At 64.4% G+C, this 22,319-nt stretch carries 18 protein-coding genes; 10 read left to right on the forward strand and 8 right to left on the reverse strand.

The annotated features are described in order from the left end of the window. Position 1 precedes the first annotated feature (1 nt). The gene (locus DCY11_RS06205) at positions 2 to 994 is read left to right on the forward strand and encodes a D-glycerate dehydrogenase (RefSeq protein WP_108681942.1); all 993 of its coding nucleotides are present in this window, start codon (positions 2 to 4) and stop codon (positions 992 to 994) included. A gap of 23 nt (positions 995 to 1,017) precedes the next feature. Here DCY11_RS06205 and DCY11_RS06210 read toward each other — a convergent pair whose 3' ends face one another. From DCY11_RS06210 to ubiE, 6 genes are all read right to left on the reverse strand, one after another. Next, the gene (locus tag DCY11_RS06210) at positions 1,018 to 2,268 is read right to left on the reverse strand and encodes an FAD-dependent oxidoreductase (RefSeq protein ID WP_108681944.1); all 1,251 of its coding nucleotides are present in this window, start codon (positions 2,266 to 2,268) and stop codon (positions 1,018 to 1,020) included. Positions 2,269 to 2,451: 183 nt separating this feature from the next. Beyond that, positions 2,452 to 3,255 (reverse strand): molybdopterin-synthase adenylyltransferase MoeB, encoded by an 804-nt coding sequence (locus DCY11_RS06215; RefSeq protein ID WP_108683707.1) that lies wholly within the window; start codon positions 3,253 to 3,255, stop codon positions 2,452 to 2,454. A gap of 71 nt (positions 3,256 to 3,326) precedes the next feature. Further along, positions 3,327 to 3,776: a dUTP diphosphatase gene (gene dut, locus DCY11_RS06220; RefSeq protein ID WP_108681946.1), complete on the reverse strand. Its 450-nt coding sequence runs from the start codon at positions 3,774 to 3,776 to the stop codon at positions 3,327 to 3,329. A 9-nt stretch (positions 3,777 to 3,785) separates the two neighbouring features. Continuing rightward, complete coding sequence (gene coaBC / locus DCY11_RS06225; protein WP_108681948.1) at positions 3,786 to 5,012, reverse strand: bifunctional phosphopantothenoylcysteine decarboxylase/phosphopantothenate--cysteine ligase CoaBC; 1,227 nt, start codon at positions 5,010 to 5,012, stop codon at positions 3,786 to 3,788. A 60-nt stretch (positions 5,013 to 5,072) separates the two neighbouring features. Further along, on the reverse strand, positions 5,073 to 6,647 hold the full coding sequence (ubiB, locus tag DCY11_RS06230; RefSeq protein ID WP_371515039.1) for a 2-polyprenylphenol 6-hydroxylase: 1,575 nt from the start codon (positions 6,645 to 6,647) through the stop codon (positions 5,073 to 5,075). Between the two features lie 120 nt (positions 6,648 to 6,767). Next, the gene (gene ubiE / locus DCY11_RS06235) at positions 6,768 to 7,541 is read right to left on the reverse strand and encodes a bifunctional demethylmenaquinone methyltransferase/2-methoxy-6-polyprenyl-1,4-benzoquinol methylase UbiE (protein WP_108681950.1); all 774 of its coding nucleotides are present in this window, start codon (positions 7,539 to 7,541) and stop codon (positions 6,768 to 6,770) included. Between the two features lie 142 nt (positions 7,542 to 7,683). Between ubiE and mutM the strand changes: the two genes are divergently transcribed. The 9 genes from mutM (at position 7,684) to DCY11_RS06280 (ending at position 20,018) form a co-directional block, all read left to right on the forward strand. After that, entirely contained in the window at positions 7,684 to 8,583 is a 900-nt protein-coding gene (gene mutM / locus DCY11_RS06240) for a bifunctional DNA-formamidopyrimidine glycosylase/DNA-(apurinic or apyrimidinic site) lyase (protein WP_108681952.1), read from the forward strand. A gap of 14 nt (positions 8,584 to 8,597) precedes the next feature. Next, the gene (locus DCY11_RS06245) at positions 8,598 to 9,413 is read left to right on the forward strand and encodes an enoyl-CoA hydratase (RefSeq protein ID WP_305791580.1); all 816 of its coding nucleotides are present in this window, start codon (positions 8,598 to 8,600) and stop codon (positions 9,411 to 9,413) included. 116 nt (positions 9,414 to 9,529) lie between these two features. Further along, entirely contained in the window at positions 9,530 to 9,796 is a 267-nt protein-coding gene (gene rpsT, locus DCY11_RS06250; RefSeq protein ID WP_108681954.1) for a 30S ribosomal protein S20, read from the forward strand. Between the two features lie 810 nt (positions 9,797 to 10,606). Continuing rightward, complete coding sequence (locus DCY11_RS06255; protein WP_108681956.1) at positions 10,607 to 11,041, forward strand: rhodanese-like domain-containing protein; 435 nt, start codon at positions 10,607 to 10,609, stop codon at positions 11,039 to 11,041. A 208-nt stretch (positions 11,042 to 11,249) separates the two neighbouring features. Continuing rightward, a complete protein-coding gene (gene dnaA, locus DCY11_RS06260; protein WP_245409503.1) occupies positions 11,250 to 12,617 on the forward strand; it encodes a chromosomal replication initiator protein DnaA in 1,368 nt (455 codons plus the stop codon). 300 nt (positions 12,618 to 12,917) lie between these two features. Then, positions 12,918 to 14,033, forward strand: a complete 1,116-nt coding sequence (gene dnaN / locus DCY11_RS06265) for a DNA polymerase III subunit beta (protein ID WP_108681960.1) — start codon at positions 12,918 to 12,920, stop codon at positions 14,031 to 14,033. Beyond that, the gene (recF, locus tag DCY11_RS06270; protein WP_108681962.1) at positions 14,030 to 15,229 is read left to right on the forward strand and encodes a DNA replication/repair protein RecF; all 1,200 of its coding nucleotides are present in this window, start codon (positions 14,030 to 14,032) and stop codon (positions 15,227 to 15,229) included. Before dnaN ends, recF begins: the two co-directional genes overlap by 4 nt. An 89-nt stretch (positions 15,230 to 15,318) precedes the next feature. Then, complete coding sequence (gyrB, locus tag DCY11_RS06275; RefSeq protein ID WP_108681964.1) at positions 15,319 to 17,751, forward strand: DNA topoisomerase (ATP-hydrolyzing) subunit B; 2,433 nt, start codon at positions 15,319 to 15,321, stop codon at positions 17,749 to 17,751. 152 nt (positions 17,752 to 17,903) lie between these two features. Then, positions 17,904 to 20,018, forward strand: coding sequence for a transglycosylase domain-containing protein (locus DCY11_RS06280; protein ID WP_108681966.1), 2,115 nt, complete (start codon positions 17,904 to 17,906; stop codon positions 20,016 to 20,018). A 26-nt stretch (positions 20,019 to 20,044) separates the two neighbouring features. On the opposite strand, the gene DCY11_RS06285 is transcribed toward DCY11_RS06280, so the two are convergent. Together DCY11_RS06285 and DCY11_RS06290 are read right to left on the reverse strand one after the other, a co-directional pair. After that, the gene (locus tag DCY11_RS06285) at positions 20,045 to 20,866 is read right to left on the reverse strand and encodes a M48 family metallopeptidase (protein ID WP_108681968.1); all 822 of its coding nucleotides are present in this window, start codon (positions 20,864 to 20,866) and stop codon (positions 20,045 to 20,047) included. 123 nt (positions 20,867 to 20,989) lie between these two features. Next, positions 20,990 to 22,261: a polyhydroxyalkanoate depolymerase gene (locus DCY11_RS06290; RefSeq protein ID WP_108681970.1), complete on the reverse strand. Its 1,272-nt coding sequence runs from the start codon at positions 22,259 to 22,261 to the stop codon at positions 20,990 to 20,992. Between the last annotated feature and the right edge of the window lie 58 nt (positions 22,262 to 22,319).

Raw genomic sequence — 22,319 nt, forward strand, 5'->3', positions numbered from 1 at the left:
TATGGCTACTGAACGACCGCTCGTTATCGTCACGCGTAAGCTACCGGATGTCGTAGAGACACGGCTTCGGGAGTTGTTCGACGCGCGGCTCAACCTCGAGGACAGGCCCTTTACGCGGGACGAGCTGATCGCCGCCGTGAAGGAAGCCAACGTGCTCGTGCCGACCGTCACCGATCGCATCGACCGCACCGTGCTGAGCCAGGCCGGACCGGACCTCAAGCTCATCGCCCAGTTCGGAACCGGCGTCGACAATATCGATCTCGACACGGCGCGTAACCGCGCCATCATCGTGACGAACACGCCGGGCGTCCTCACCGAGGACACGGCCGACATGACCATGGCCTTGATCCTCTCCGTCCCGCGGCGGCTGACCGAGGGCGCGGCACTGCTGAAATCCGGCAGCGACGAATGGCAAGGCTGGTCGCCCACCTGGATGCTGGGTCACCGCATCTACGGCAAGCGCCTCGGCATCGTGGGCATGGGCCGGATCGGTCAGGCCGTCGCGCGGCGCGCCAAGGCGTTCGGCCTTCAGATCCACTATCACAACCGTCGCCGGGTGCCTTCCGATGTCGAGAAGTCGCTCGAGGCCACGTATTGGGACAGCCTCGATCAGATGCTGGCGCGGATGGACATCATCTCCATCAACTGCCCGCACACGCCGGCGACCTATCATCTGCTGTCGGCGCGCCGCCTCGCGCTGCTCAAGCCGTCGGCCTATATCGTCAACACGGCACGCGGCGAGGTCATCGACGAGAACGCCCTTGCCCGCATGATCGAAAACCATGAACTGGCCGGTGCCGGGCTCGACGTGTTCGAGCACGAGCCTGCGGTAAACCCCAAGCTTCTGCGGAACGAGAAAGTCGTGGTGCTCCCCCACATGGGATCGGCCACGCTCGAAGGCCGCGTCGATATGGGCGAGAAGGTCATCGTGAATATCAAGACGTTCCTCGACGGCCATGCGCCGCCGGATCGCGTCCACCCGGCTATGTTCTAGGCGGGATCAGGTTCTAGGCAGGATCAGGCGCGGGTCATCCGCGCCACTTCCGGCAGGGCGACGTGCTCGGGCCGAAAGCCGAGGCCGATAATCCGGCCCGGAATGCGCCGGAGCAACGGAAAGTCATTCAAGATCCGCACCGGGAATGGGATGTCCGTAATCTCCTTCGCCGTCAGGACGCTGGTGACCACCCGGTCCTGCAGGAAGACCTGTAGCCGTTGCGTGAGCTTCATGGGCAAGGTTCGGCGCTTCTGGACCCGCGCGAGATCGGCCTCGGAGACATTCCGCTCGAGCAAGGGCAGCGCCAGGATATTGGCGGCCGCAACGGCGTCCTGGACGGCGAGATTGACACCGACACCGCCGATCGGGGACATGGCGTGGGCCGCATCGCCGATGCACAGAAGCCCCGGCCGGTACCATTTCTTCAGCCGATCGACGCGGACCGACAGCAGTTTCACGTCGTCCCAGGTTTCGAGTTCACGCACACGCGCGCCAAGAGACGGTTTCAGCCCCATGATAATCTGCCGGAAGGCTTCGAGGCCGTCGCGCCGCAACTGGTTGAACCCGCCTTTGGGAATGACATAGGCGCACTGCCAATAGTCGCCGCGGTTGATCATGATGAAGAACCGGCCCGGCTCGACCCGGCCGAAGGTTGCATCGCCATCCTCGGGCTTGCGCGACACACGCATCCACAGCACGTCCATCGGCGCGCCGATATCCTCGACCTCCATGCGGGCAAGCGACCGCACCGTCGAGTGACGGCCGTCCGCGCCGACGACGAGATCAGCCCTCACCTCCAGATCGCCTTCATGGGTTGCCGCTTTCAGGCCGACGACCTTGCCGTTGTCGGTCAGGAGTTCGTCTACGTCGGCGCCGAGGCGCAGATCGAAGTTCGGATACCCCTTCCCCCGCGCGGCGAGAAAATCGAGAAAGTCCCATTGCGGCATCATCGCAATGAATTTCGCCGCCGTCGGAAGGTGCGAGAAGTCGGCAACCTTCAGCGTCCGATCGCCGATCTCGACGCTGAGCTCGTCCACGTTCTGATGCGGCAGTTCGAGAAAGGCATCGAGCAGGCCGAGCTCGTCCATCACTTCGAGTGTGGAGGGATGGATCGTGTCGCCGCGAAAATCGCGAAAGAAATCGGCGTGCTTCTCGAGGACGACCACTTTCACGCCGGCGCGTGCAAGCAGGAACCCCATCATCACGCCCGCCGGCCCACCGCCGGCAATGGCGCACTGGGCGGTGATCGTCTGTTGCCTTGGCTCGTCGGACATCGCACAGCCCCATTCGCGGGGCCCCGGCATGACAGCCAGGCGATCCCACAATTGATATTCACACGATCAATTTAGAGTTTCACGGGGAAATCGTGCCGTCAAAAGGTTGAGAAATCCTGTTCCGGAGGGTGACGCCAGGGCTCCAGCAGGCCACGTCGAGGCTCCAGCAGCCGCGCCTGGGCCTCAGCCGATATGGTGCGACAGGTCTTTGAGGCTGGGGTTTCTGCCATTCAGGGGGTTCTCGGGATCCCAGGCATAGCCCACTTGCGAGAAACGGGCCTGGAGGGCGTCATAGAGCATGAGCCGGCCCACGAGCCCCTCGCCGATACCGAGAAGTTCCTTGACGACCTCCACGGCCTGAAGGCAGCCCAGCACGCCCGCCACAGCCCCCAGGATGCCGGCTTCCGAACAGGCAGGCACCGTCCCGTCCGGCGGCGGGGCCGGAAACAGGCAACGATAGTTGGGATTGGGCTGGCCGTCCGCATTGGTCTCGAAGGCGCGGAAGGTGGTCAGTTGTCCGTCGAACGGTCCGAGCGCGGCGGCGACCAGAGGCCGCTTGGCGAGATAGCAGGCATCGTTGACGAGATAGCGCGTGGCGAAATTGTCGGAGCCGTCGGCGACGATGTCGAAGGCGCCGACAATGCTCAGCGCGTTCTCCGCCACGAGCCGTGTGGTGAAGAGCTTCACGTCCACATGAGGGTTGAGGCTCCAGACGGTGTTGGCGGCACTGCGCGTCTTCGGCATGCCGACGGACTCGGTGCCATGCAGAACCTGGCGCTGGAGATTGTCCAGACTGACGCGGTCGTCGTCGATGATCCCGATCTGGCCGACACCCGCCGCCGCCAGATAGAGGATCAGCGGCGACCCGAGACCACCCGCGCCCACCACGAGTACCCGGGCCGCCTTCAAGCGCTGCTGGCCCTCGCCGCCGATCTCCTTCAGCACGAGATGGCGGCGGTAGCGGGCGATTTCCTGGTCTGTCAGCATGGTATTGATCGAAGCATCTCCTTGGCCGAACAACGTCGGCGGCGCTGAAGTGCGCCCGTTGTCGGCAACGCTCAGCCGGTCGAGCCGAAGCCGCCCGCGCCGCGCGCTGTATCACCCACATCCGAGACCTCGGCGATCTCCACGCATGTGACCGGCGCGATGACGACTTGGGCGATGCGATCGCCGCGCGCGATGCGGAACGGCTCATCGCTGTGATTGATCAGCACGACCTGCACCTCGCCGCGATAATCCGCATCGATCGTGCCGGGGCTGTTGAGCACCGTCACGCCGTGCTTCAACGCAAGCCCAGAGCGCGGCCGCACCTGCGCCTCATAGCCTTCCGGCAATTCGAACACGAGCCCCGTGGGCACGGCCCCACGCGCACCGGCACTCAAGACGACGGGCTCGTTTTCGCCGATCGCCGCGACAAGGTCGAACCCGGCCGCGTGCTCGGTCTGATAGGCCGGCAGCGGCAGACCTTCTCCATGCGGGAGCCGCAGGACGCGCAGGCGAGGCTTCATGCCGCCCCCTTATTCCGCCGCGAGCTGCATGGCATGCAGCGCTTCGGCGGCGCGGCCGAGAAGCTTCACGGCCATCTCGTCCTTGCCCATGGCCGGCCAATCCTCGACGCCCGAGGCCGAGACGAGATGGACCTCGGTACGGTCGCCGCCCATGATGCCGGTATCCGGCGACACGTCGTTGGCGACGATCCAATCAGCGCCCTTCCGGCTCAGTTTCTCCTGGGCATGGGTGATGATGGTTTCGGTCTCGGCCGCGAAGCCGATAACGAGCGTCGGCCGCCGCGCGCCCGGCGCCGCGAGGGTCGCGAGAATGTCCGGGTTGCGGGCGAGCGCGAGACTGAGCGCGGTCTGGCCCTCTTCCTTCTTCAGCTTCTCCAACGCTTGGGTGGCCGCGCGCCAATCGGCGACGGCAGCGGCGCAGATCGCGACATCGGCGGGAAGCGCGCCAAGCGCCGCGTCGAGCATGTCCGCGGCGGTTTCGACCTTGACCGTGGTCACGCCCGGAATATCGGGCAGATGCGTCGGGCCCGAGATCAGCGTGACGCGCGCGCCCATGTCCTTGGCGGCCCGCGCCAACGCATGGCCCTGTTTCCCCGAGGAGCGGTTCGCGATGTAGCGCACGGGATCGATCGGCTCGTAAGTCGGCCCGGACGTAATCAGGACATGGCGGCCCACAAGCGATGCGCCGCGCGCGCCCGGAAGCACGCGCTCGATCGCATCGGCAATGTCCTCGGGCTCGGCCATGCGGCCGGGACCGAACTCGCCGCACGCCATGTCGCCAGCCTCGGGGCCGACGAAGCGCACGCCGTCGGCGCGCAATGTCGCGACGTTGCGCATGGTCGCGGGATGCTCCCACATGCGCACGTTCATGGCCGGCGCCACGAGCACCGTCTTGTCGGTCGCCATGAGCACGGTGGAGGCGAGATCGTTGGCAAGCCCGTTCGCCATCTTGGCGAGGAGGTCCGCGGTCGCCGGCGCCACCACGACGAGATCGGCCTCGCGGCTGAGTTGGATGTGGCCGATCTCCGCCTCGTCCTTGAGGTCGAAAAGATCGGTGAAGGCCTCCTCGCCCGACAGGACGGCAAAAGAGAGCGGCGTCACGAACTGCGCCCCGCCTTCTGTCAGCACGACCCGCACGGAGGCGCCCCGCTCGCGCAGACGGCGGACGAGTTCAAGAGCCTTGTAGGCGGCGATGCCGCCGCCGACGATCAGGAGGATGCGCTTGCCGCTCAGCATCGGATCAGTCCTTGGGTTCTTGAGCGATAGTCTATCACAGCCAAGCCCTTCGGTTGGGCTTCAGAAGATCTGCGAGACGGCGATGGCGAGGAGCGCGAGCGCGCCCACCCAGATGCCTAGCCGCGTCCAGCGGTCTTGGGATTTCTGCGCTTGGGCCAGCCGCGCCACGCTCTCATCGTCCAGGCGCAACCCGTCTTCGGCCATGGCCCCGAACGAATCCGCCGTCCGCTCGGCCTGGCGCAGGAGCTTCGGCAGATCGCCGACGAAGCGGCCGACGGACGCGGCCCCTTCGGCGGCCTGCTCGATCCGCGCGCCCGCGCCGAGCTGGCTCTCGAGCCACTCCTTCACGATCGGCTCGGACACGACCCACATATTCAGCTCGGGATCGAGCGTCCGGCCCACGCCTTCGACCACGACCATGGTCTTTTGCAGCATGATCAGCTCGGGCCGGGTCTGCATGTCGAACACTTCCGTGTACTGCAAAAGCTGGCCCAAGAGTTGCGCCATGGAAATCTCGTTGGCGGGACGGTCCATGATGGGTTCGCCGATCGCGCGCAGCGCCTGGGCGAACTGCGCCACCGAATGTTTGCGCGGCACGTAACCCGCGTCGAAATGCACCTCGGCGACACGGCGATAGTCGCGCGTGATGAAGCCGTAGAGGATCTCGGCAAGGAAGCGGCGCTCCTTCATGCCGAGGCGTCCCATGATGCCGAAATCGACCGCAACGATCCGGCCTTCGGCATCGACGAAGAGATTGCCTTGGTGCATGTCGGCGTGGAAGAAGCCGTCCCGCAGCGCATGGCGCAGGAAGGTCTGCATCAGCGTCGCGCCCAGCGCCTTGAGGTCATGGCCCTTGGCCTTCAGCGTCTCAAGGTCCCCCATGGGCGTGCCCTCGATCCACTCGAGCGTGAGCACGCGGCGGGCGCTGCGCTTCCAATCAACGGTGGGGACGCGGAAACCTTCGTCGCCGGCGATATTGTCGGCCATCTCCGAAATGGCCGCCGCCTCCATGCGCAAATCCATCTCGATCGCGACCGACTTCGCCAGCGTGTCCACGACGGCGATGGGGCGGAGGCGCCGCGAGGGCGCATGGAACCGTTCGATCATGCGCGCGGCAAAGAAATACGAATCGAGATCCTTCTTGAAGCGCTGCTCGATACCGGGGCGCAGCACCTTCACGGCCATGTCCTTGAGACTACCGTCGGGGTCTTTGACCTTGGCCTTGTGCACCTGGGCGATGGACGCCGCGGCCACCGGCGGGCCGAACTCGACGAAGAGTTCGGTAATCGGCGCATCGAGCTCGGATTCGACCAGCTTGACCGCTTGTCCTTGCGAGAACGGCGGCAGGCGGTCCTGCAGGGTCGACAGATCCCGCGCGAGCTCCCGGCCGACAATGTCGTCCCGCGTGGCGAGGAACTGGCCGAGCTTGATGTAGGACGGACCAAGCGACGTGAGCGCCGACGAGAGACGCGCCTCGTTCTCCGTGGCGCCCTTTTTGCGCAAGGGTGCGGTGACCCGGCCGAACACGGCCAGCGGGCCGGACACGCGCGCATCGTCGGGCAGAACCCGCGCGCCGCTCCAGGCGAGCGTCGCGCCTGCCTTCGTCAGCCGCGCCATATTCGCAATGGCGTTCACGTCTATCGCCTCACTTCAGGCTCAATGGGTTCCGATGGAACCAGAACGTATTGAGCCCTGTTTTTTTGGTGCCGCATCGTTTCTCGCGAAAAACCGGTATCCACTTTTTCGCACGATGCTCTAAAGCCGCCAGCCCGAGTGGATGGCGGCGATGCCGCCAGTCAGGTTCCGGTAGCGCACACGCTCGAACCCGGCATCTTGTATCATCTCGGCGAAGCGTTCCTGAGTGGGAAAGCGTCTTATGCTTTCCACGAGATAGCGATAGGACTCCGCGTCCCCGGCGACAAGGCGGCCGAGCGCGGGAATCGCGTTGAACGAATAGGCGTCGTAGACCCGGTCCAGCAGCGGCATCTCGACGCTCGAAAACTCCAAACACAGAAACCGGCTGCCCGGCTTCAGAACGCGATAGGCTTCCGCGAGCGCCGTGTCGATATGGGTGACGTTGCGAATCCCGAAGGCAATCGTATAGGCGTCGAAACGGCGGTCCTCGAAGGGCAGACTTTCGGCGTTGCCCTGAACGAAGGAGAGCCGCTCCCGCCCCTTCGCGCGCCGCTTGCCCTCCTCCATCATCTCCTTGGAGATGTCGCAGATCGTGGCCGAGCTGCCTTTGCCTGCCGCATCGAGGAAACGCGAGGCCACGTCGCCCGTCCCGCCCGCCACGTCGATCAGCGCGAAGGGCACGTCCGACTTCGGCGGGGCGAGCGCGGTCACGAGGTCCGCCTTCCACAGGCGGTGCAGCCCGCCCGACATCAGATCGTTCATCAGGTCGTAGCGGCTGGCGACCTTGGAGAAGACCTCGTTGACGAGGCCCTGGCGAGCGGTCTCCGAAACGCGGGCGAAGCCGAAGCTCGTCTCGGTCCCGGAATCGTCTGGATTTTTCACGTCATCTGGCATGGCAGCGGACAATAGCCTAAGCCCTGAGTTCACGCTATTGTTGCGGTGCAATGATGGTGACCTTGCACTGCAGCGTACCGGCGCAGCCTTGGAAACTGTCATTTTCCGACACTCGTTCTGCCCCTGAGGACTTTCGAGGCCCATGCCAGAACTGCCTGAAGTCGAGACCGTGCGCCGGGGATTGGAGCCCGTGCTTGTAGGCAACGCGTTCGCGCGCGTGGAGCAGCGCCGGCCGGACTTGCGCTTTCCCCTGCCCCAGCGGTTCAGCGAGCGGCTGACCGGCCGCGCCATCGAGGGGCTGGACCGCCGCGCGAAATATCTCCTGGCGCGCTTGGACGACGGCCAGGTGCTAATCATGCATTTGGGCATGACCGGCCGCTTCGCCATCGAGAAGGCGGGCGCCAAAAGAACCGCGCTGGGCGACTTCGCACACGACCCCAGCCCATCGGCCGCGTTCGGTTTTCCCAAGCACGAGCACATCGTCTTCCATTTGGGCGACGGATCGACCGTCCGTTATTCCGACGTGCGCCGCTTCGGGATCATGGATCTCGCGGATGCCGGCGAACTTGAGTCCCATGCACTCTTCAAAGACCTCGGCATCGAACCGCTCGGTGACGAACTGACGCCCGCCTGGCTCGCCGGCCGGCTGAAGGGCAAGACCACGCCGATCAAATCGGCGCTTCTGGACCAGCGGCTCATCGCCGGTCTCGGCAACATCTATGTTTGCGAAGCGCTCCACCGCGCGGGGCTCTCGCCGACCCGGGCAGCCGGCACGCTCGCCACGAAGACAGGCCGCCCGACCGCCAAGACGAGCGCGCTGGTCGAGGCCATCACCTCCGTCCTGCACGACGCTATTCGCGCGGGCGGCTCCTCTTTGCGCGACTACCGCCATACGGACGGGCGGCTGGGCCGGTTCCAGCACCGCTTCCGCACCTATGGCCGGGAGGATGCGCGCTGTATGCGAGAGGCCTGCAACGGCACGATCCACCGGATCGCGCAAGCCGGGCGCTCGACCTTCTACTGTCCAATCTGCCAGAGATAAGGGAACTGACACACATGTATATGGATCAGACCACGGTCGGCGGAGAACCAGCCACCAAGGAATACGCAACGCTGATCGTGACGCGCGAGGGCAAAGTCGGGGTCATCACCCTCAACCGCCCGAAGGCGCTCAACGCGCTCAACTCCCAGCTCGTCGGCGAGCTGTGCGAAGTGCTCAACATCTTCGACAAGGATCCCGAGATCGGCTGCATCGTCATTACCGGCGGCGAGAAGTCCTTCGCGGCCGGCGCCGATATCAAGGAGATGCAGAGCAAGACGTCCGTGGAGGCGTACAGCACCGCGTTCCTCGCGCCCTACGACACGATCGCCGCGACCCGTAAGCCGATCATCGCCGCGGTTGCCGGCTACGCGCTCGGCGGCGGCTGCGAACTGGCGATGTCGTGCGACATCATCCTGGCCGCGGAGAATGCGGTGTTCGGTCAGCCGGAGATCAATCTCGGGATCATGCCGGGCGCCGGCGGCACCCAGCGCCTGACCCGCGCCGTGGGCAAGGCCAAGGCCATGGAGTTGTGCCTGACCGGCCGGCAGATGCGCGCCGACGAGGCCGAGCGCTCAAACCTCGTGAGCCGCGTCGTCCCGGTGGAGTCGCTCCACGACGAGGCGATGAAGGCGGCCACCAAGATCGCCGACTTCCCGATCCACGTCGTCATGATGATCAAGGAGTCGATCAACCGGGGCTTCGTCACGACCCTGTCGGAGGGCGTTCGCTTCGAGCGGAACCAGTTCTACTCGCTGTTCGCCACCGAAGATCAGAAAGAGGGAATGGCCGCCTTCATCGAAAAGCGGAAACCCCAGTTCAAGAACCGCTAACTCCAGCCCTGGTTGACGCCTCGGAGGGCGCTCTGTATAGAGCATGCCAAATTCGTATTTACGGCGCTTCCTGAGAGCCGCCCCAGGCGGACCGGAAGCCCTCAAGGATCCTGAACATGGCCAATACCAAGTCGGCGAAGAAAGCCGTTCGCCAGATTACCCGTCGTACCGCCGTCAATAAGACCCGGCGGAGCAACATGCGCAGCTACCTCCGCAAGGTCGAGGAGGCGATCGCCTCCGGCGACAAAGACGCAGCCCAGGCAGCCCTGCGCAGCGCTGAGCCGGTTGTCGCCCGCACGGCCCAGCTTGGCATCCTCCACCGCCGCGCGGCGTCGCGGAAGGTTTCGCGTCTTGCCAAGCGCGTCGGCGCCATGGGTGCGTAGCAGGCGCGTTTCGTCGCCTCTTTATCTGATGACATGACGGACCGGCCGGTTCCGCTTTCACGCGGCGCCGGGCGGTCTTTTTGCGTCTTGGCCTAGGGGCCGCAATGCGCGCCATCGGCGGTGTGCCGGCCATGGGGATCGAGGCTTTCCGGCTGCGCCTGCGCGCGGCTCCAATTCGCTTCCGACGGACGTTTGGAACGGCGCTTCCTCCCGCACATTTGTGCTTGCATCGGGCGACGCTGACACTGCACCCGACGTGCTGCCCGTTTGTCTCAATTGCTTGACACTGAGATATCAATTGCTTGACGGCTCTGTCATGGAATTGCCGCCTGCCAGTTGTGGCCCTGGCGCCTCACTTTTCCACCGAATGTCCCTGGAAAAAAAATTTTCGCCCCTCGGAGGCGCAAAAAAGCTTTGGCGCGTAAGGCCGGTCTCGGTGACTCAGCCGATTCAGGCTTTTTGCACAGAGGCTTGAGGGGCGCCGATCAACAGTGAGTCTACTGACGAATACTGACCTGAGCCAGAATCTCGTTTGCTTGATCGGTGGGAAGGGCGTGTGTATAGTCTAGTTATCCGAACGGGGAAGTCCCCTCCTTACAATCGAGTACCTTGATCTTGGCCGTTGCCGAGACAGGATTTCTTTGTCTTGAGCGTGGGGCTTCATGAACATCTTGTGGAATGCTTATGCGTAAGTTGTGAATATTACGTGCGTAAACCGCACAAGATCACCACGGATAGTGGGTGGCACGAATTCTGTACTTGTACCGTGCTCATGAATTTGGGGAGGAGGCTCGATAATTGGGCGCGCGCATGGACAATTACACGGTCGATGAGGTTGATGTGGCGTCGACCTGGAGCGCTCTCCAGGGGAATCCTCGATCGCAGTTAGTCGATGTGCGTACACGCGCGGAGTGGACTTATGTGGGCATCCCGGATCTGGGGGCCCTCGGCAAACGGGCTGTCCTTGTTGAGTGGCAGACCTTTCCCGACCAGTCCGTCGACCCGCGCTTTGCCGATCGCCTTGCACACGAGTTGCAGGCTCTCGGTGTCCAAGTAGACGACGATCTTTTCTTCATTTGCCGTTCTGGTAGCCGGAGCTTGGCCGCGGCCAACGCGATGGCGTCGGCGGGGTATCGCGCTTGTCACAACGTCTCGGAGGGGTTCGAAGGACCGCTCGACGACGATAGGCATCGGGGCATCCTGTCTGGTTGGAAAGCGACTGGGCTCCCCTGGCTACAGGGCTAGGAAGCCAGTCATTGGAACTGTCGGGATGGTCTGCGTCCAAGATTGTTGGCCGCTTCAGTAGCTGCGTACGGTGCGTGTTGGCGCGACAAAAAATGATTAGGGAAAGAACAATATCGTGGCAGAGGCACAAGCACGGGCTCACGACCATGGAGTCCATCAAGAGCAACAATGCGGCCCAGGCGAAGCTTGGACGCGCGTCAAATCCCGGCTGCGCGGCGAGGTGGGAGAGGACGTTTACGCAAGCTGGTTTCGGGGCGTCGAAGTCGACGACATCGCCGGCGGCGTCATCCATCTGACGGTCGCGACGCGCTTCCTGCGCAACTGGCTCAGAACCCATTATTACGACACCGTGCTGCGGCAGGTTCAGGGCGAGTGGCCCGATGCGGAACGCTTGGAGTTCTCCGTGCGGACACCGCATTTCACGGCCGAACCGCCGAAGGATGCGTGCATCCCGCGCCCGGTGTCGCCGCAGGTCTTGTCGGAACGCTCGGCCCTGCCGATGCCCTTGCGCACGGGCTATGACGGCTTCGAGGGGTCGCCGTTGGACCCGCGCCTGAGCTTCGGCAGCTTTGTCGTCGGCAACACCAACAAGCTCGCTCACGCGGCGGCCCATCAGGTGGCGCTGTCGTCGTCGAGCCCGCAGTCTCCATTCAACCCGTTGTTTCTTCACGGCAACGTTGGGCTGGGCAAGACCCACCTCCTGCATGCCATCGCCTGGGAGGTGAAGCGGCAGAAGCCGGAGGCCGAGGTTCTCTATCTCACCGCCGAGCGCTTCATGTCAGGCTTCGTACAGGCCTTGCGGGCACGCGACGCCCTCGCCTTCAAGGAGAAGCTCCGCAATATCGATATTCTCCTGATTGACGACATGGAGTTCCTGCAGGGCCCGACCATCCAGCAGGAGTTTTGCCACACGCTGAATTCGCTGATCGATGGCGGACGGCAGGTGGTCGTGGCCGCGGACCGGGCGCCGACCCATCTCGACAAGCTCGATATGCGGATGCGCTCCCGCCTCGGCGGCGGTCTCGTGGCCGAAATGAAGGCCATGGACTACGACCTGCGCCACAAGATTCTCGAGAAGCGGGCGCTGGAAGCGTGCGCGGAGACGAATGGCCTCGAAGTGTCGGACACGGTCCTCGCCTTCCTGGCGGAGCGGTTGACCGAGAGCGGGCGCGAGCTTGAAGGCGCCGTCCACCGTCTGCGGGCGAGCTACCAGCTCACCGACGAGCCGGTCACCATCGCCGTGGCGGAACAGATCGTGCGCGATCTCATGCGCGGCGCCGAACCCCGCCGGGTGCGCATCGACGACATCCTGCGGACGGTGTCCAAGCACTACGGCGTCAATCGCAGCGACCTTCTTTCCGGGCGCCGGAACCGCTCCATCGTGCGGCCCCGGCAGATCGGAATGTATCTGGCCAAGCTGCTGACGTCCCGGTCGCTGCCCGAGATCGGACGCCGCTTCGGCAACCGCGACCACACGACGGTGCTGCATGCGATCCGCAAGATCGAGCAGTTGATGGGTGACGACACGCAGCTCCGCGAGGAGATTGAGCTGCTGAAACGGCTCCTGCGCGACTAGGGCTTGAGGCTCGCGGGGCCCGGAGTTCGCTGCTCCGGGCCCCGCCGCCTATTGTAGCCGCCATCGCGCCGCGCCAAGGCCCCTATCCACGTGGCCCTTGAACGCGTGGCGCACTTGCAAATTCCGCCGCATCACTGCAAGTTCACTGGGGTTTTTTGACGCGGGTTTTTCGCCCGCCTCCCCAAGGCTCCATCGGGAGCGCGGTGGCTCCAAGGGGAGCCCTGGCTCAGCCGGAATGCGGGTCTTGGACGGGGGACCGTTCAGCGGAAAAGACGCTAGATTTCGGGATACTCTCCAACCATGCGCCTTACTATCGAGAAGCCGAAACTCGCCCGAGCCCTCGCCCATATGGCGAGCGTGGTCGAGCGCCGGAACACGATACCGATCCTGTCCAATGTGTTGCTCACGGCCGGCGACAATGCCTTGAAGCTGACCGCCACCGATCTCGACATGGAAGTGGTCGAGACGGTGGACTGCACCATCGCCGCCGACGGCGCCGTCACGGTGCCCGCGCATATGTTCAACGACATCGTGCGCAAACTCCCGGACGGAGACATCGCGATCGATCGCGACGCGGAGCAGGAACGCCTCACCATCACGTCCGGCCCCGCGCAATTCTCGCTGCAGACGCTGCCTGCCGACGATTTCCCGACCCTGTCGGTCGAGGATCTCGACCATGCCTTCACGGTGCCGGCGGCCGATCTCAAGCGCCTCATCGAAAAGACCCGCTTTGCGATCTCGACCGAAGAGACCCGGTACTATCTGAACGGCATCTATCTGCATGCCGCCGAGACCGACGGCAAAGAGACGTTGCGGGCGGTCGCCACGGACGGCCACCGGCTGGCGCAGGTGGAGATCGCTCTGCCGGCCGGCGCCAAGGGCATGCCGGGCGTGATCGTGCCGCGCAAAACGGTGGCGGACCTGCTGCGTCTGACGGAAGCGGGCGACGAGGATATCCGCATCGAGCTGTCGCCCTCCAAGATCCGCGTGTCCGCCGGTCAGATCGTTCTGACCTCGAAGCTGATCGACGGCACGTTCCCGGACTATGAGCGCGTGATCCCGCAAGGCAACGACAAGCGCCTCGAACTGGACAACGTGACCTTCGAGCAGGCTGTGGACCGGGTCTCGACCCTCTCGAACGACAAGGGCCGGGCGGTGAAACTTGCCCTCGCCGGCGACACGCTCACCCTCACGGTCAATAATCCGGAGTCCGGCAGCGCCACGGAGGAGTTGCCGGTCAGCTATGACGCCGATCCGCTGGAGATCGGCTTCAACGCCCGCTACCTGCTCGACATCGCGCAGCAGCTGGAAAGCGAGACGGCCGAGTTCCTTTTCGCCGATCCCGGCTCGCCGACGATGGTCCGCGACGTGAAAGATACATCGACCCTCTACGTGCTGATGCCGATGCGGGTATGACCGCGAGCCCAAACGAACACACGATAAAGATCGACCAGACCGACCCGGCCGAGACCGGCACAACGACCCTTTCCGTCCGCACCCTGAAGCTTTCGGACTTTCGCAACTACGCGTCCGCCCGGCTGGACCTCGACGCGCGCCCGGTGGTCCTTGTCGGCGAGAACGGATCGGGCAAGACCAATCTCCTCGAAGCGGTGTCACTGCTCGGGCCCGGCCACGGCTTGCGCGGACGTCCCTATGCCGAGCTCGCGCGCAAGGACGGCCAGGGCGGCTTTGCGATCGCCGCCACCATTCGGACGTGCCACGGCGAACTCGATATCGGAACGGGCTACACGCCGCGTCCGGGCGAGGACGGCACGGGGCGCACCGTCCGCATCGCGGGCAAGGACGCGAGCGCCGGCGCACTCGGCGACTACGTGAAACAGGTTTTCCTCATCCCGGCCATGGATGGGCTCTTCACCGGCGGCGGGTCGGACCGGCGGCGCTTCCTCGACCGTCTCGTTGTCGCGATCGCGCCCGGCCTTCGAACATCGCTCAGCCGCTATGAGCGGGCCATGCGCCAGCGCAATCGGCTGTTCCAGATGCGCGAGTACGGGAGGAGCCTATTCGAGGGGCTGGAAGAGCAGATGGCCGAAGCCGGCGTCGCCATCGCCGCGGCGCGGCTCGACGCGGTGGAACGGCTCTCCGCCCTCATCGACGAGCGGCGCGAAGCCCAAGACCAAACGCCTTTCCCCCATGCGGTGCTGGCGCTGCACGGCACGGTGGAGGCCGACCTCGCGGAACGGTCGGCAACCGAGGCCGAAGATGCCTTTCGGATCCTGTTGGAGGAAGGCCGGGAGCGGGACCGGGCCGCGTCCCGCACCCTCGAAGGCCCGCATCGGAGCGATCTCCTGGTGGTGCATGGGCCCAAAAACGCCCCTGCCGCCATCTGCTCCTCGGGCGAGCAAAAGGCCCTGTTGCTGGGGCTCGTCCTGGCCAAAGCCGAGCTCATCAAGACCATGGAAGGGATCGCCCCGCTCGTGCTCCTAGACGAGGTCGCGGCCCACCTGGACGGCGTCCGCCGCGAGGCCCTTTTTGCCGAGATTCTAAGGCTAAAAGTCCAGGCCTGGATGACCGGAACGGACAAGGAACTTTTTTCACCTTTGGCACAAAGTGCTCAGATTCTGGACGTGAATCGGGGTATAATATCTCCATGATTCACACGTTCGCCGGCACCCCCGCTTGGGACCCTTGCCTGGCCCTCGAACGACCCTCGAAACCGTTTCCAAAAGTACATTCGTAGACCATGACACCTGCTGCCAAACGCAAGGCTGAAGCCGCGGCCGATTACGGCGCCGAGTCCATCAAAGTTCTGAAGGGCCTCGATGCCGTGCGCAAACGTCCCGGCATGTATATCGGCGACACCGACGACGGCTCGGGCCTCCATCACATGGTCTATGAGGTGGTGGACAATGCGATCGACGAGTCGCTCGCCGGCTATTGCGACCTGATCAACGTAGTGCTGAACGCGGACGGGTCCGTCACGGTCAACGACAATGGCCGCGGCATTCCGATCGAGATCCATCAGGGCGAAGGCGTTTCGGCCGCCGAGGTCATCATGACCCAGCTCCATGCGGGCGGTAAGTTCGATCAGAACTCCTACAAGGTTTCGGGCGGTCTGCACGGCGTCGGTGTCTCCGTGGTCAACGCGCTCTCCAGCCGGCTCGAACTCACTGTTTGGCGGGCCGGTAAGGAACATGCGATGCGTTTCGCGAACGGCGTGCCCGAAGGGCCGCTTGAGGTCGTGGGCGACTCCGGCGGCAAGACAGGCACGCAGATTACCTTCGTGCCGTCGACCGAGACGTTCACCATGGTCGATTTCGACTATGCGACGCTCGAACACCGGCTGCGTGAACTGGCGTTCCTGAATTCAGGCGTGCGCATCAACCTCACCGACCTGCGCGGAGTCGAGCCGAAGTCGGAAGAGATGCACTACGAAGGCGGCCTGCGGGCGTTCGTGCAGTTCCTGGACCGGACGAAACACCCGCTGATCTCCGAGCCCGTCGTGGTGGAGAAAACGCAAGACGGCATCACCGTGGAAGCGGCGCTGTGGTGGAACGACAGCTACCACGAGAACGTGATGTGTTTCACGAACAACATCCCGCAGCGTGACGGCGGCACGCATTTGGCCGGTTTCCGCGCGGCGCTCACCCGCACGGTGAACACCTACGCCGCCGAATCCGGCATCGCCAAGAAAGAGCGGGTGTCGCTGACGGGCGACGATGCGCGCGAAGGCCTCACCTGTGTGCTGTCGGTGAAGGTGCCGGATCCGAAATTCTCAAGCCAGACGAAAGACAAGCTCGTCTCCTCGGAAGTGCGCCCCGTGGTGGAAAGCGTCATGTCCGAACGCATGTCGCAATGGTTCGAGGAGAACCCGAACGAAGCGCGCAATATCGTGCAGAAGATCGTGGAGGCCGCGGCGGCCCGCGAAGCGGCGCGCAAGGCACGTGAATTGACGCGGCGCAAGGGCGCACTCGATGTGGCGTCCCTGCCGGGCAAGCTCGCCGACTGCCAGGAGCGCGATCCGGCCAAGTCGGAAATCTTCCTCGTCGAGGGCGACTCGGCCGGCGGCAGCGCCAAGCAGGCGCGCGAGCGGGGCTTCCAAGCAGTGCTGCCCCTGCGCGGCAAGATCCTGAACGTTGAGCGGGCACGCATCGACAAGATGCTGTCGAGCGCCGAGATCGGCACGCTGATCACCGCGCTTGGAACCAGCATTGGCGATGAGTTCGACTTGTCGAAGCTGCGCTATCACAAGATCATCATCATGACGGACGCCGATGTGGACGGCTCGCATATCCGCACACTGCTGCTGACGTTCTTCTACCGGCAAATGCCGGAGATTATCGAGGCGGGCCACCTCTTCATCGCGCAGCCCCCGCTTTACAAGGTGAAGCGCGGACAACAGGAGCGCTATCTCAAGGACGAGGCCAGCCTTCAGGACTATCTGATCGATGAGGGCCTTCATGACGCCGTGCTCATGACGGGTGACGACGCGGCGCGCGGTGGCGCGGACCTGCGCGACATCGTCGAGAAGGCCCGCAAGATCACATCGATCCTCGGCGGCTTGCATAGCCGCTATCCCCGCTTCATCGTCGAGCAGGCGGCGATCGCCGGCGTTCTCAATCCGAAGATGTTGAAGGAAGTCAGCCAGGCTCAAGAGGCCGCCGATTACATCGCGCGCCGGCTGGATGCACTATCGGACGAGACCGAGCAGGGCTGGGAAGGCGAAGCCCTGCCTGAGGGCGGCTTGCGCTTTTGGCGCGAGCTCCGCGGCGTGATGGAATCCCATCTGATCGACGGGCCGTTCATCGCGTCGGCGGACGCGCTCAAGCTCGACCATTACGCCGGGCACCTCCAGGAAGTCTATGCGAAACCCGCCACGCTGAAGCGCAAAGATACGAGCCTCGCCGTGCACGGGCCATCCGATCTGCTCGGCGCCGTGATGGAGACCGGGCAGAAGGGTCTCTCGCTGCAGCGCTACAAGGGCCTCGGCGAAATGAACCCGGAGCAGCTCTGGGAGACCACCCTCGACGTGGAAACGCGGACCATTTTGCAGGTGAAGATCAAGGAAGGCGAAGACGCCGACGACATCTTCTCCCGGCTGATGGGCGACGTGGTGGAGCCCCGGCGCGAGTTCATCCAGGAAAACGCGCTGCAAGTGGCCAATTTGGACGTCTAACCGCGCTGTCAGGCCACATTCCTTAACGGGATGGCAACATGGCTGTCCTAGGGTGCTTGCAGTGGAAGACCCCCAAGGTCTTGACGTGGCCAAGGTTCTGCCGCGGCGGCGGCAAGGCCCATCTCCATCGTTTGCACGGAGTGTAGTTGCGTATGAGCGGCGCGAAGCGCAGGCCCAAACCTCAAGGCACAGGCCAAGGACGCGCGCGATCCCGTTCGTCCACGCCGAAGTCACCCGGGACAAAGACGTCGCGTACGAGTTCGACCGCGCGCCGTAAGCCGTCCACCCGCCGGACGCGCGGCAAGCGCGGCGGTCTTTGGAGCCGCTACAAGCGCTTCTCCCAACGCCATCCCTTTCTGATGGGCACCGCCAAGCTCGGCCTCGTCGCCTCGCTGTTCGGCACGCTCATTCTCGCGGGCGCTGTCCTGTTCTTCATTTCGCGCGTGCCCGACCCGCTGCTCGCGACGCTGGACGACCGGCCGCCGAACGTGACCGTGCTCGCCGCCGACGGCTCGGTGCTCGCCGAACGGGGCCTGCGCCGCGGCCATATCCGCGTCGATGTGCTGCCCGACCATCTCATCAAGGCGGTTCTCGCGACCGAAGACCGCCGCTTCTACGATCATTGGGGCGTCGATGTCGGCGGCCTGATCCGGGCGAGCTATCGGAACTTCCGGGCCGGCAGCGTGGTGCAAGGCGGCTCGACCATCACGCAGCAGCTTGCAAAGAACCTGTTCTTGAAGCCCGAGCGCACCGTGATGCGGAAGCTCGAGGAGCTGGTCTACACGGCCTGGCTCGAGCAGCGCTTCACCAAGGACGAAATCCTCGAGCTCTATCTCAACCGCGTTTATCTCGGCGGCGGGACCTATGGCGTCGAAGCGGCCGCGCGGCACTATTTCGGCCGCTCGGCCCGCGATGTGACGCTCGCGCAGTCCGCGGTGATCGCCGGGTTACTCAAAGCCCCGTCGCGTTATGCACCAACCCGCAGCATCAAGGCGGCGAGCGCCCGCGCCCAGGTCGTGCTCGACAACATGGTCGAGGCCGGCTTCATCACGGCGGCGGAAGCGCAGAAGGCGGGACAACAGCCGCTGCGCCTGCAAGCCAAAGGCGACGCCACGGGCTTTCCCTATGCCGTCGATTGGGTCGCGGAATTGCTGCCGGAATACGTAGGCCATCACGACGACGCCCTGGTCGTACAAACGACGATCGATGCAAGACTGCAGCGGCTATCGCAAGAAGGCCTGCGCAAGCTGCTCGACGGGAAGGGCCGCAAGCTCCGCGCAGGTGAAGGCGCGGTGGTCGTGCTCGATCCGAACACCGGGGCCGTGCGGGCGCTGGTCGGTGGGCGCTCCTACAAGAACAGCCCCTACGACCGCGCGCTCAACGCGCGCCGGCAGCCGGGTTCCGCCTTCAAGCCGTTTGTCTATCTCGCGGCGCTGGAAGCTGGTTACGGGCCGGGCTCCGTTGCGATCGACGGGCCGGTCAACATTCGCGGCTGGACGCCCTCGAACTACACCAACAAATATAAGGGCCGGGTCTCGCTGCGCTACGCGCTGGCCCATTCCATCAACACCGTGGCCGTGAAACTGACCGCCGATGTCGGGCCGGCCCGCGTCGCGCAGACCGCTCAACGTCTCGGCGTCAGTTCGAAGCTCAACGCGCAGCCCTCGCTCGCGCTTGGCACATCCGAAGTGACACTGGTCGAATTGACGGGCGCCTACGCGCCGTTCGCGAACGGGGGGGCGCGCGTGCTTCCCCATGTCGTCACGCACATCCGCACCGAGGACGGCGAAACGCTCTATACGCGCCAGCGCTCGGCCGTCGGGCGCGTCGTGGCGCCGGCCCATGTCGCGGCCATGAACGAGATGATGAGCGCGGTGGTCCGTGACGGCACGGGCAGGCGCGCGGCCATTCCGCGCCACCCGGCGGGTGGCAAGACCGGCACGACGCAGAACTCGCGCGATGCCTGGTTCGTCGGGTACACGGCGCACTACGTCGCCGGAATCTGGATCGGCAACGACGACAATTCTCCGATGCAGAAGGTTACCGGCGGCTCGCTCCCCGCCGAACTGTGGCACGACATCATGCTTGCCGCTCACAAGGACAAGCGCCCCACGGCGCTTCCGAGCCAGCGTGGCCCCGGCATGCCGTGGCAGGGCAGCGGCGCTGTCGCCTCGCGCTTTCCCTTCCTCGGTAACGGGCCCAACGGCGCCGCCCAGAGGGCACGTCCCCTGTTTCAACGTGTCATGGGATTCTTCGGCGGCGGTTGAGCGGCCGCAACTACGCTTCGTTCGAGTCAGTCTTCTTGGTCAAGCGGCGGCGCACCGTCTGCGCCGAACGCGTGCAGATGCGATCCGTGCTCGTGAAGCCAATCACGGGCTTCGCCCTGGCGCGGCATCGTGCGCGCGACCAGAGCCCAGAACTGCGGCCCGTGGTTCATCTCTTCGAGATGGGCAACCTCATGCGCGGCGAGATAGTCCAACACGAAGGGTGGCGCGAGGATAAGGCGCCAGGAGAACGACAGCGTCCCCGTCGAGGAACACGATCCCCAACGGGTGTTTTGATCCCGCACGCTGATCCGCTTCGGAGACAGGCCAAGCCGCTTCGCGTGGATATCGACACGGAGTTTGAGATCGTCATGCGCCTGACGCTTCAGCCAATCGAGCAGGCGCCGCGGGGCGTGCTCCCCTTCCCCCGCCACGTTGAGGAGCGGAAGGACATCATCCGCATCGGTGAGGCCGTCCGGCCATACGGGCGCGATCCGCGCCTCGTCGGAATCTTCGATCCAAACCACGCCGCGGCGCCGGACGGGGCCGACGAAATTCAGCCGGTGAGCGAGGCCGCGCAAAGGGATGACAGCACCGTCCGCGAACGGCACGGGATCGCATAGCCCGTCGAGCCGTTCCCTGAGCCAGTCCATGTGGCGCGACAGGAACTGCTGCGCATCGGCAAGGCTCGAATAGGCCGGCACGGTCAGCACGGCACTCCGGCGCGCTTCGCTGACCTGCAGGCTGAATCGCCGCGCGCGCGCGTTGCGGCGCAGGACCAACGGCACGTCCAGTCCGTTGATCGCGATCTCCGTCGTCCCGGCCCGTCCGAGTTTGAGTCGCTTCAGCATGCGGCGTCCCAAGGCATGCACGATCCCATGGCTGCAGGATCCCCTGGCTGCAGGCCGAATCGGCCTTCCGAATCCGAAGATGTCAGCCTAGCACGGAGCGTGGCGGAAACATGCGCGCTTGCCTCACGCCACGCGCTGCAGAACCCGCTTGAGCAAGTTGCCCTGCCCCTGATGGGACCGCATGAACTTGCGGACCTTCGGCAGGATCTCATTGCGGAAGCGCGATCCGTTGAAGACGCCGTAGTGTCCGACGCCTTCTTGGAGATGATGCGCCTTCATCGAGTCGGGCAGGTTCGTGCACAATTCAAGCGCTGCTTCCGTCTGGCCGATCCCGGTAATGTCGTCCTTGTACCCTTCGACGGTCATCAACGGCACGTGCTTGATCTTCGAGGGATCCACGAGTTCCCCGTGATGGCGCATCTCGCCCTTGGGCAGCTTGTGTTCCATGAACACGCTCTCGATGGTCTGGAGATAATACTCGGCGGACAAATCCATCACGGCGAGAAACTCGTCGTAGAACTCCCGGTGCTTGTCGGCGGAGTCGCCGTCGCCCTGGATCAGATTGTGAAACAGATCGCGGTGCGCGGTCACATGCCGCTCCAGGTTCATGCCCATGAAACCCGAGAGCTGCAAAAAGCCGGGATAGACCAGCCGCATATGGCCGGGATAGGGCCACGGCACCTGGGTGATCACGTTCTGCCGGAACCAGCTCAGGGGCTTGCCCGTCGCGTATTTGTTGACTGCGGTCGGGCTCTTGCGGGCATCGATGGGACCGGCCATGAGCACCATGGACCGGGGCACGTTGGGGTCGCGCCGGGCCTCCATCAGCGAGACGGCCGCGAACACCGGCACAGTCGGCTGACAGACGGCCATGACATGGACGTTGCCGCCAAAGCCTTGAAGAAACTCGATGATGTAGTCGATGTACGTGTCGAGATCGAAAGGCCCCGTCGCGCGCGGCACGAAGCGGGCATCGATCCACTCGGTCACATACACATCGTGGTCCGGCAGGAGGTCCCGCACGGTTCCGCGCAGAAGCGTCGCGAAGTGGCCCGCCATGGGCGCCACCAGCAGCACTTTCGGGTCCTTCTTCTGGACGGCATTCGGCAGTTCGCGCTGAAAATGCACCAGATTGCAGAAAGGCTTGGAGAGGATCGTGACCGGCTTCACCGGCACCGTCATGCCGTGCGCCGTGACCGTATCGATCTCCCACTCGGGCTTGCGGTACCGGCGTGTCGAACGTTCGAAGAGCTCGAGCGCAGCCGCAGCACCTCGCCCAACGACCGTGTGGGAGGCCGGGTTCAGCGGATTTCGCCACATCATCCGGTAGGCTTCCGCCGCCGCCCGGGCCGGATGCAGCGCGGCCTGGTTTAGCTCATAGAGGTGGTACAGCATTTGAGTCTCCGACTCATTTCATCTTAATGCTGCATCGCAAAATGGGATGGTGATATTG

It is taken from the genome of Methyloceanibacter sp. wino2 (genome assembly GCF_003071365.1).
GTDB lineage: Bacteria > Pseudomonadota > Alphaproteobacteria > Rhizobiales > Methyloligellaceae > Methyloceanibacter.

What these genes read in the sequence shown, in the direction of transcription:
- gyrB (WP_108681964.1), top strand. Translation starts at nt 15,319, where the DNA reads ATGACACCTGCTGCCAAACGCAAGGCTGAAGCCGCGGCCGATTACGGC.
- DCY11_RS06290 (WP_108681970.1), bottom strand. Translation starts at nt 22,261, where the DNA reads ATGCTGTACCACCTCTATGAGCTAAACCAGGCCGCGCTGCATCCGGCC.
- DCY11_RS06205 (WP_108681942.1), top strand. Translation starts at nt 2, where the DNA reads ATGGCTACTGAACGACCGCTCGTTATCGTCACGCGTAAGCTACCGGAT.
- DCY11_RS06280 (WP_108681966.1), top strand. Translation starts at nt 17,904, where the DNA reads ATGAGCGGCGCGAAGCGCAGGCCCAAACCTCAAGGCACAGGCCAAGGA.
- mutM (WP_108681952.1), top strand. Translation starts at nt 7,684, where the DNA reads ATGCCAGAACTGCCTGAAGTCGAGACCGTGCGCCGGGGATTGGAGCCC.
- DCY11_RS06215 (WP_108683707.1), bottom strand. Translation starts at nt 3,255, where the DNA reads ATGCTGACAGACCAGGAAATCGCCCGCTACCGCCGCCATCTCGTGCTG.
- dut (WP_108681946.1), bottom strand. Translation starts at nt 3,776, where the DNA reads ATGAAGCCTCGCCTGCGCGTCCTGCGGCTCCCGCATGGAGAAGGTCTG.
- dnaN (WP_108681960.1), top strand. Translation starts at nt 12,918, where the DNA reads ATGCGCCTTACTATCGAGAAGCCGAAACTCGCCCGAGCCCTCGCCCAT.
- ubiE (WP_108681950.1), bottom strand. Translation starts at nt 7,541, where the DNA reads ATGCCAGATGACGTGAAAAATCCAGACGATTCCGGGACCGAGACGAGC.
- coaBC (WP_108681948.1), bottom strand. Translation starts at nt 5,012, where the DNA reads ATGCTGAGCGGCAAGCGCATCCTCCTGATCGTCGGCGGCGGCATCGCC.
- DCY11_RS06285 (WP_108681968.1), bottom strand. Translation starts at nt 20,866, where the DNA reads ATGCTGAAGCGACTCAAACTCGGACGGGCCGGGACGACGGAGATCGCG.
- DCY11_RS06245 (WP_305791580.1), top strand. Translation starts at nt 8,598, where the DNA reads ATGTATATGGATCAGACCACGGTCGGCGGAGAACCAGCCACCAAGGAA.
- DCY11_RS06255 (WP_108681956.1), top strand. Translation starts at nt 10,607, where the DNA reads ATGGACAATTACACGGTCGATGAGGTTGATGTGGCGTCGACCTGGAGC.
- rpsT (WP_108681954.1), top strand. Translation starts at nt 9,530, where the DNA reads ATGGCCAATACCAAGTCGGCGAAGAAAGCCGTTCGCCAGATTACCCGT.
- DCY11_RS06210 (WP_108681944.1), bottom strand. Translation starts at nt 2,268, where the DNA reads ATGTCCGACGAGCCAAGGCAACAGACGATCACCGCCCAGTGCGCCATT.
- recF (WP_108681962.1), top strand. Translation starts at nt 14,030, where the DNA reads ATGACCGCGAGCCCAAACGAACACACGATAAAGATCGACCAGACCGAC.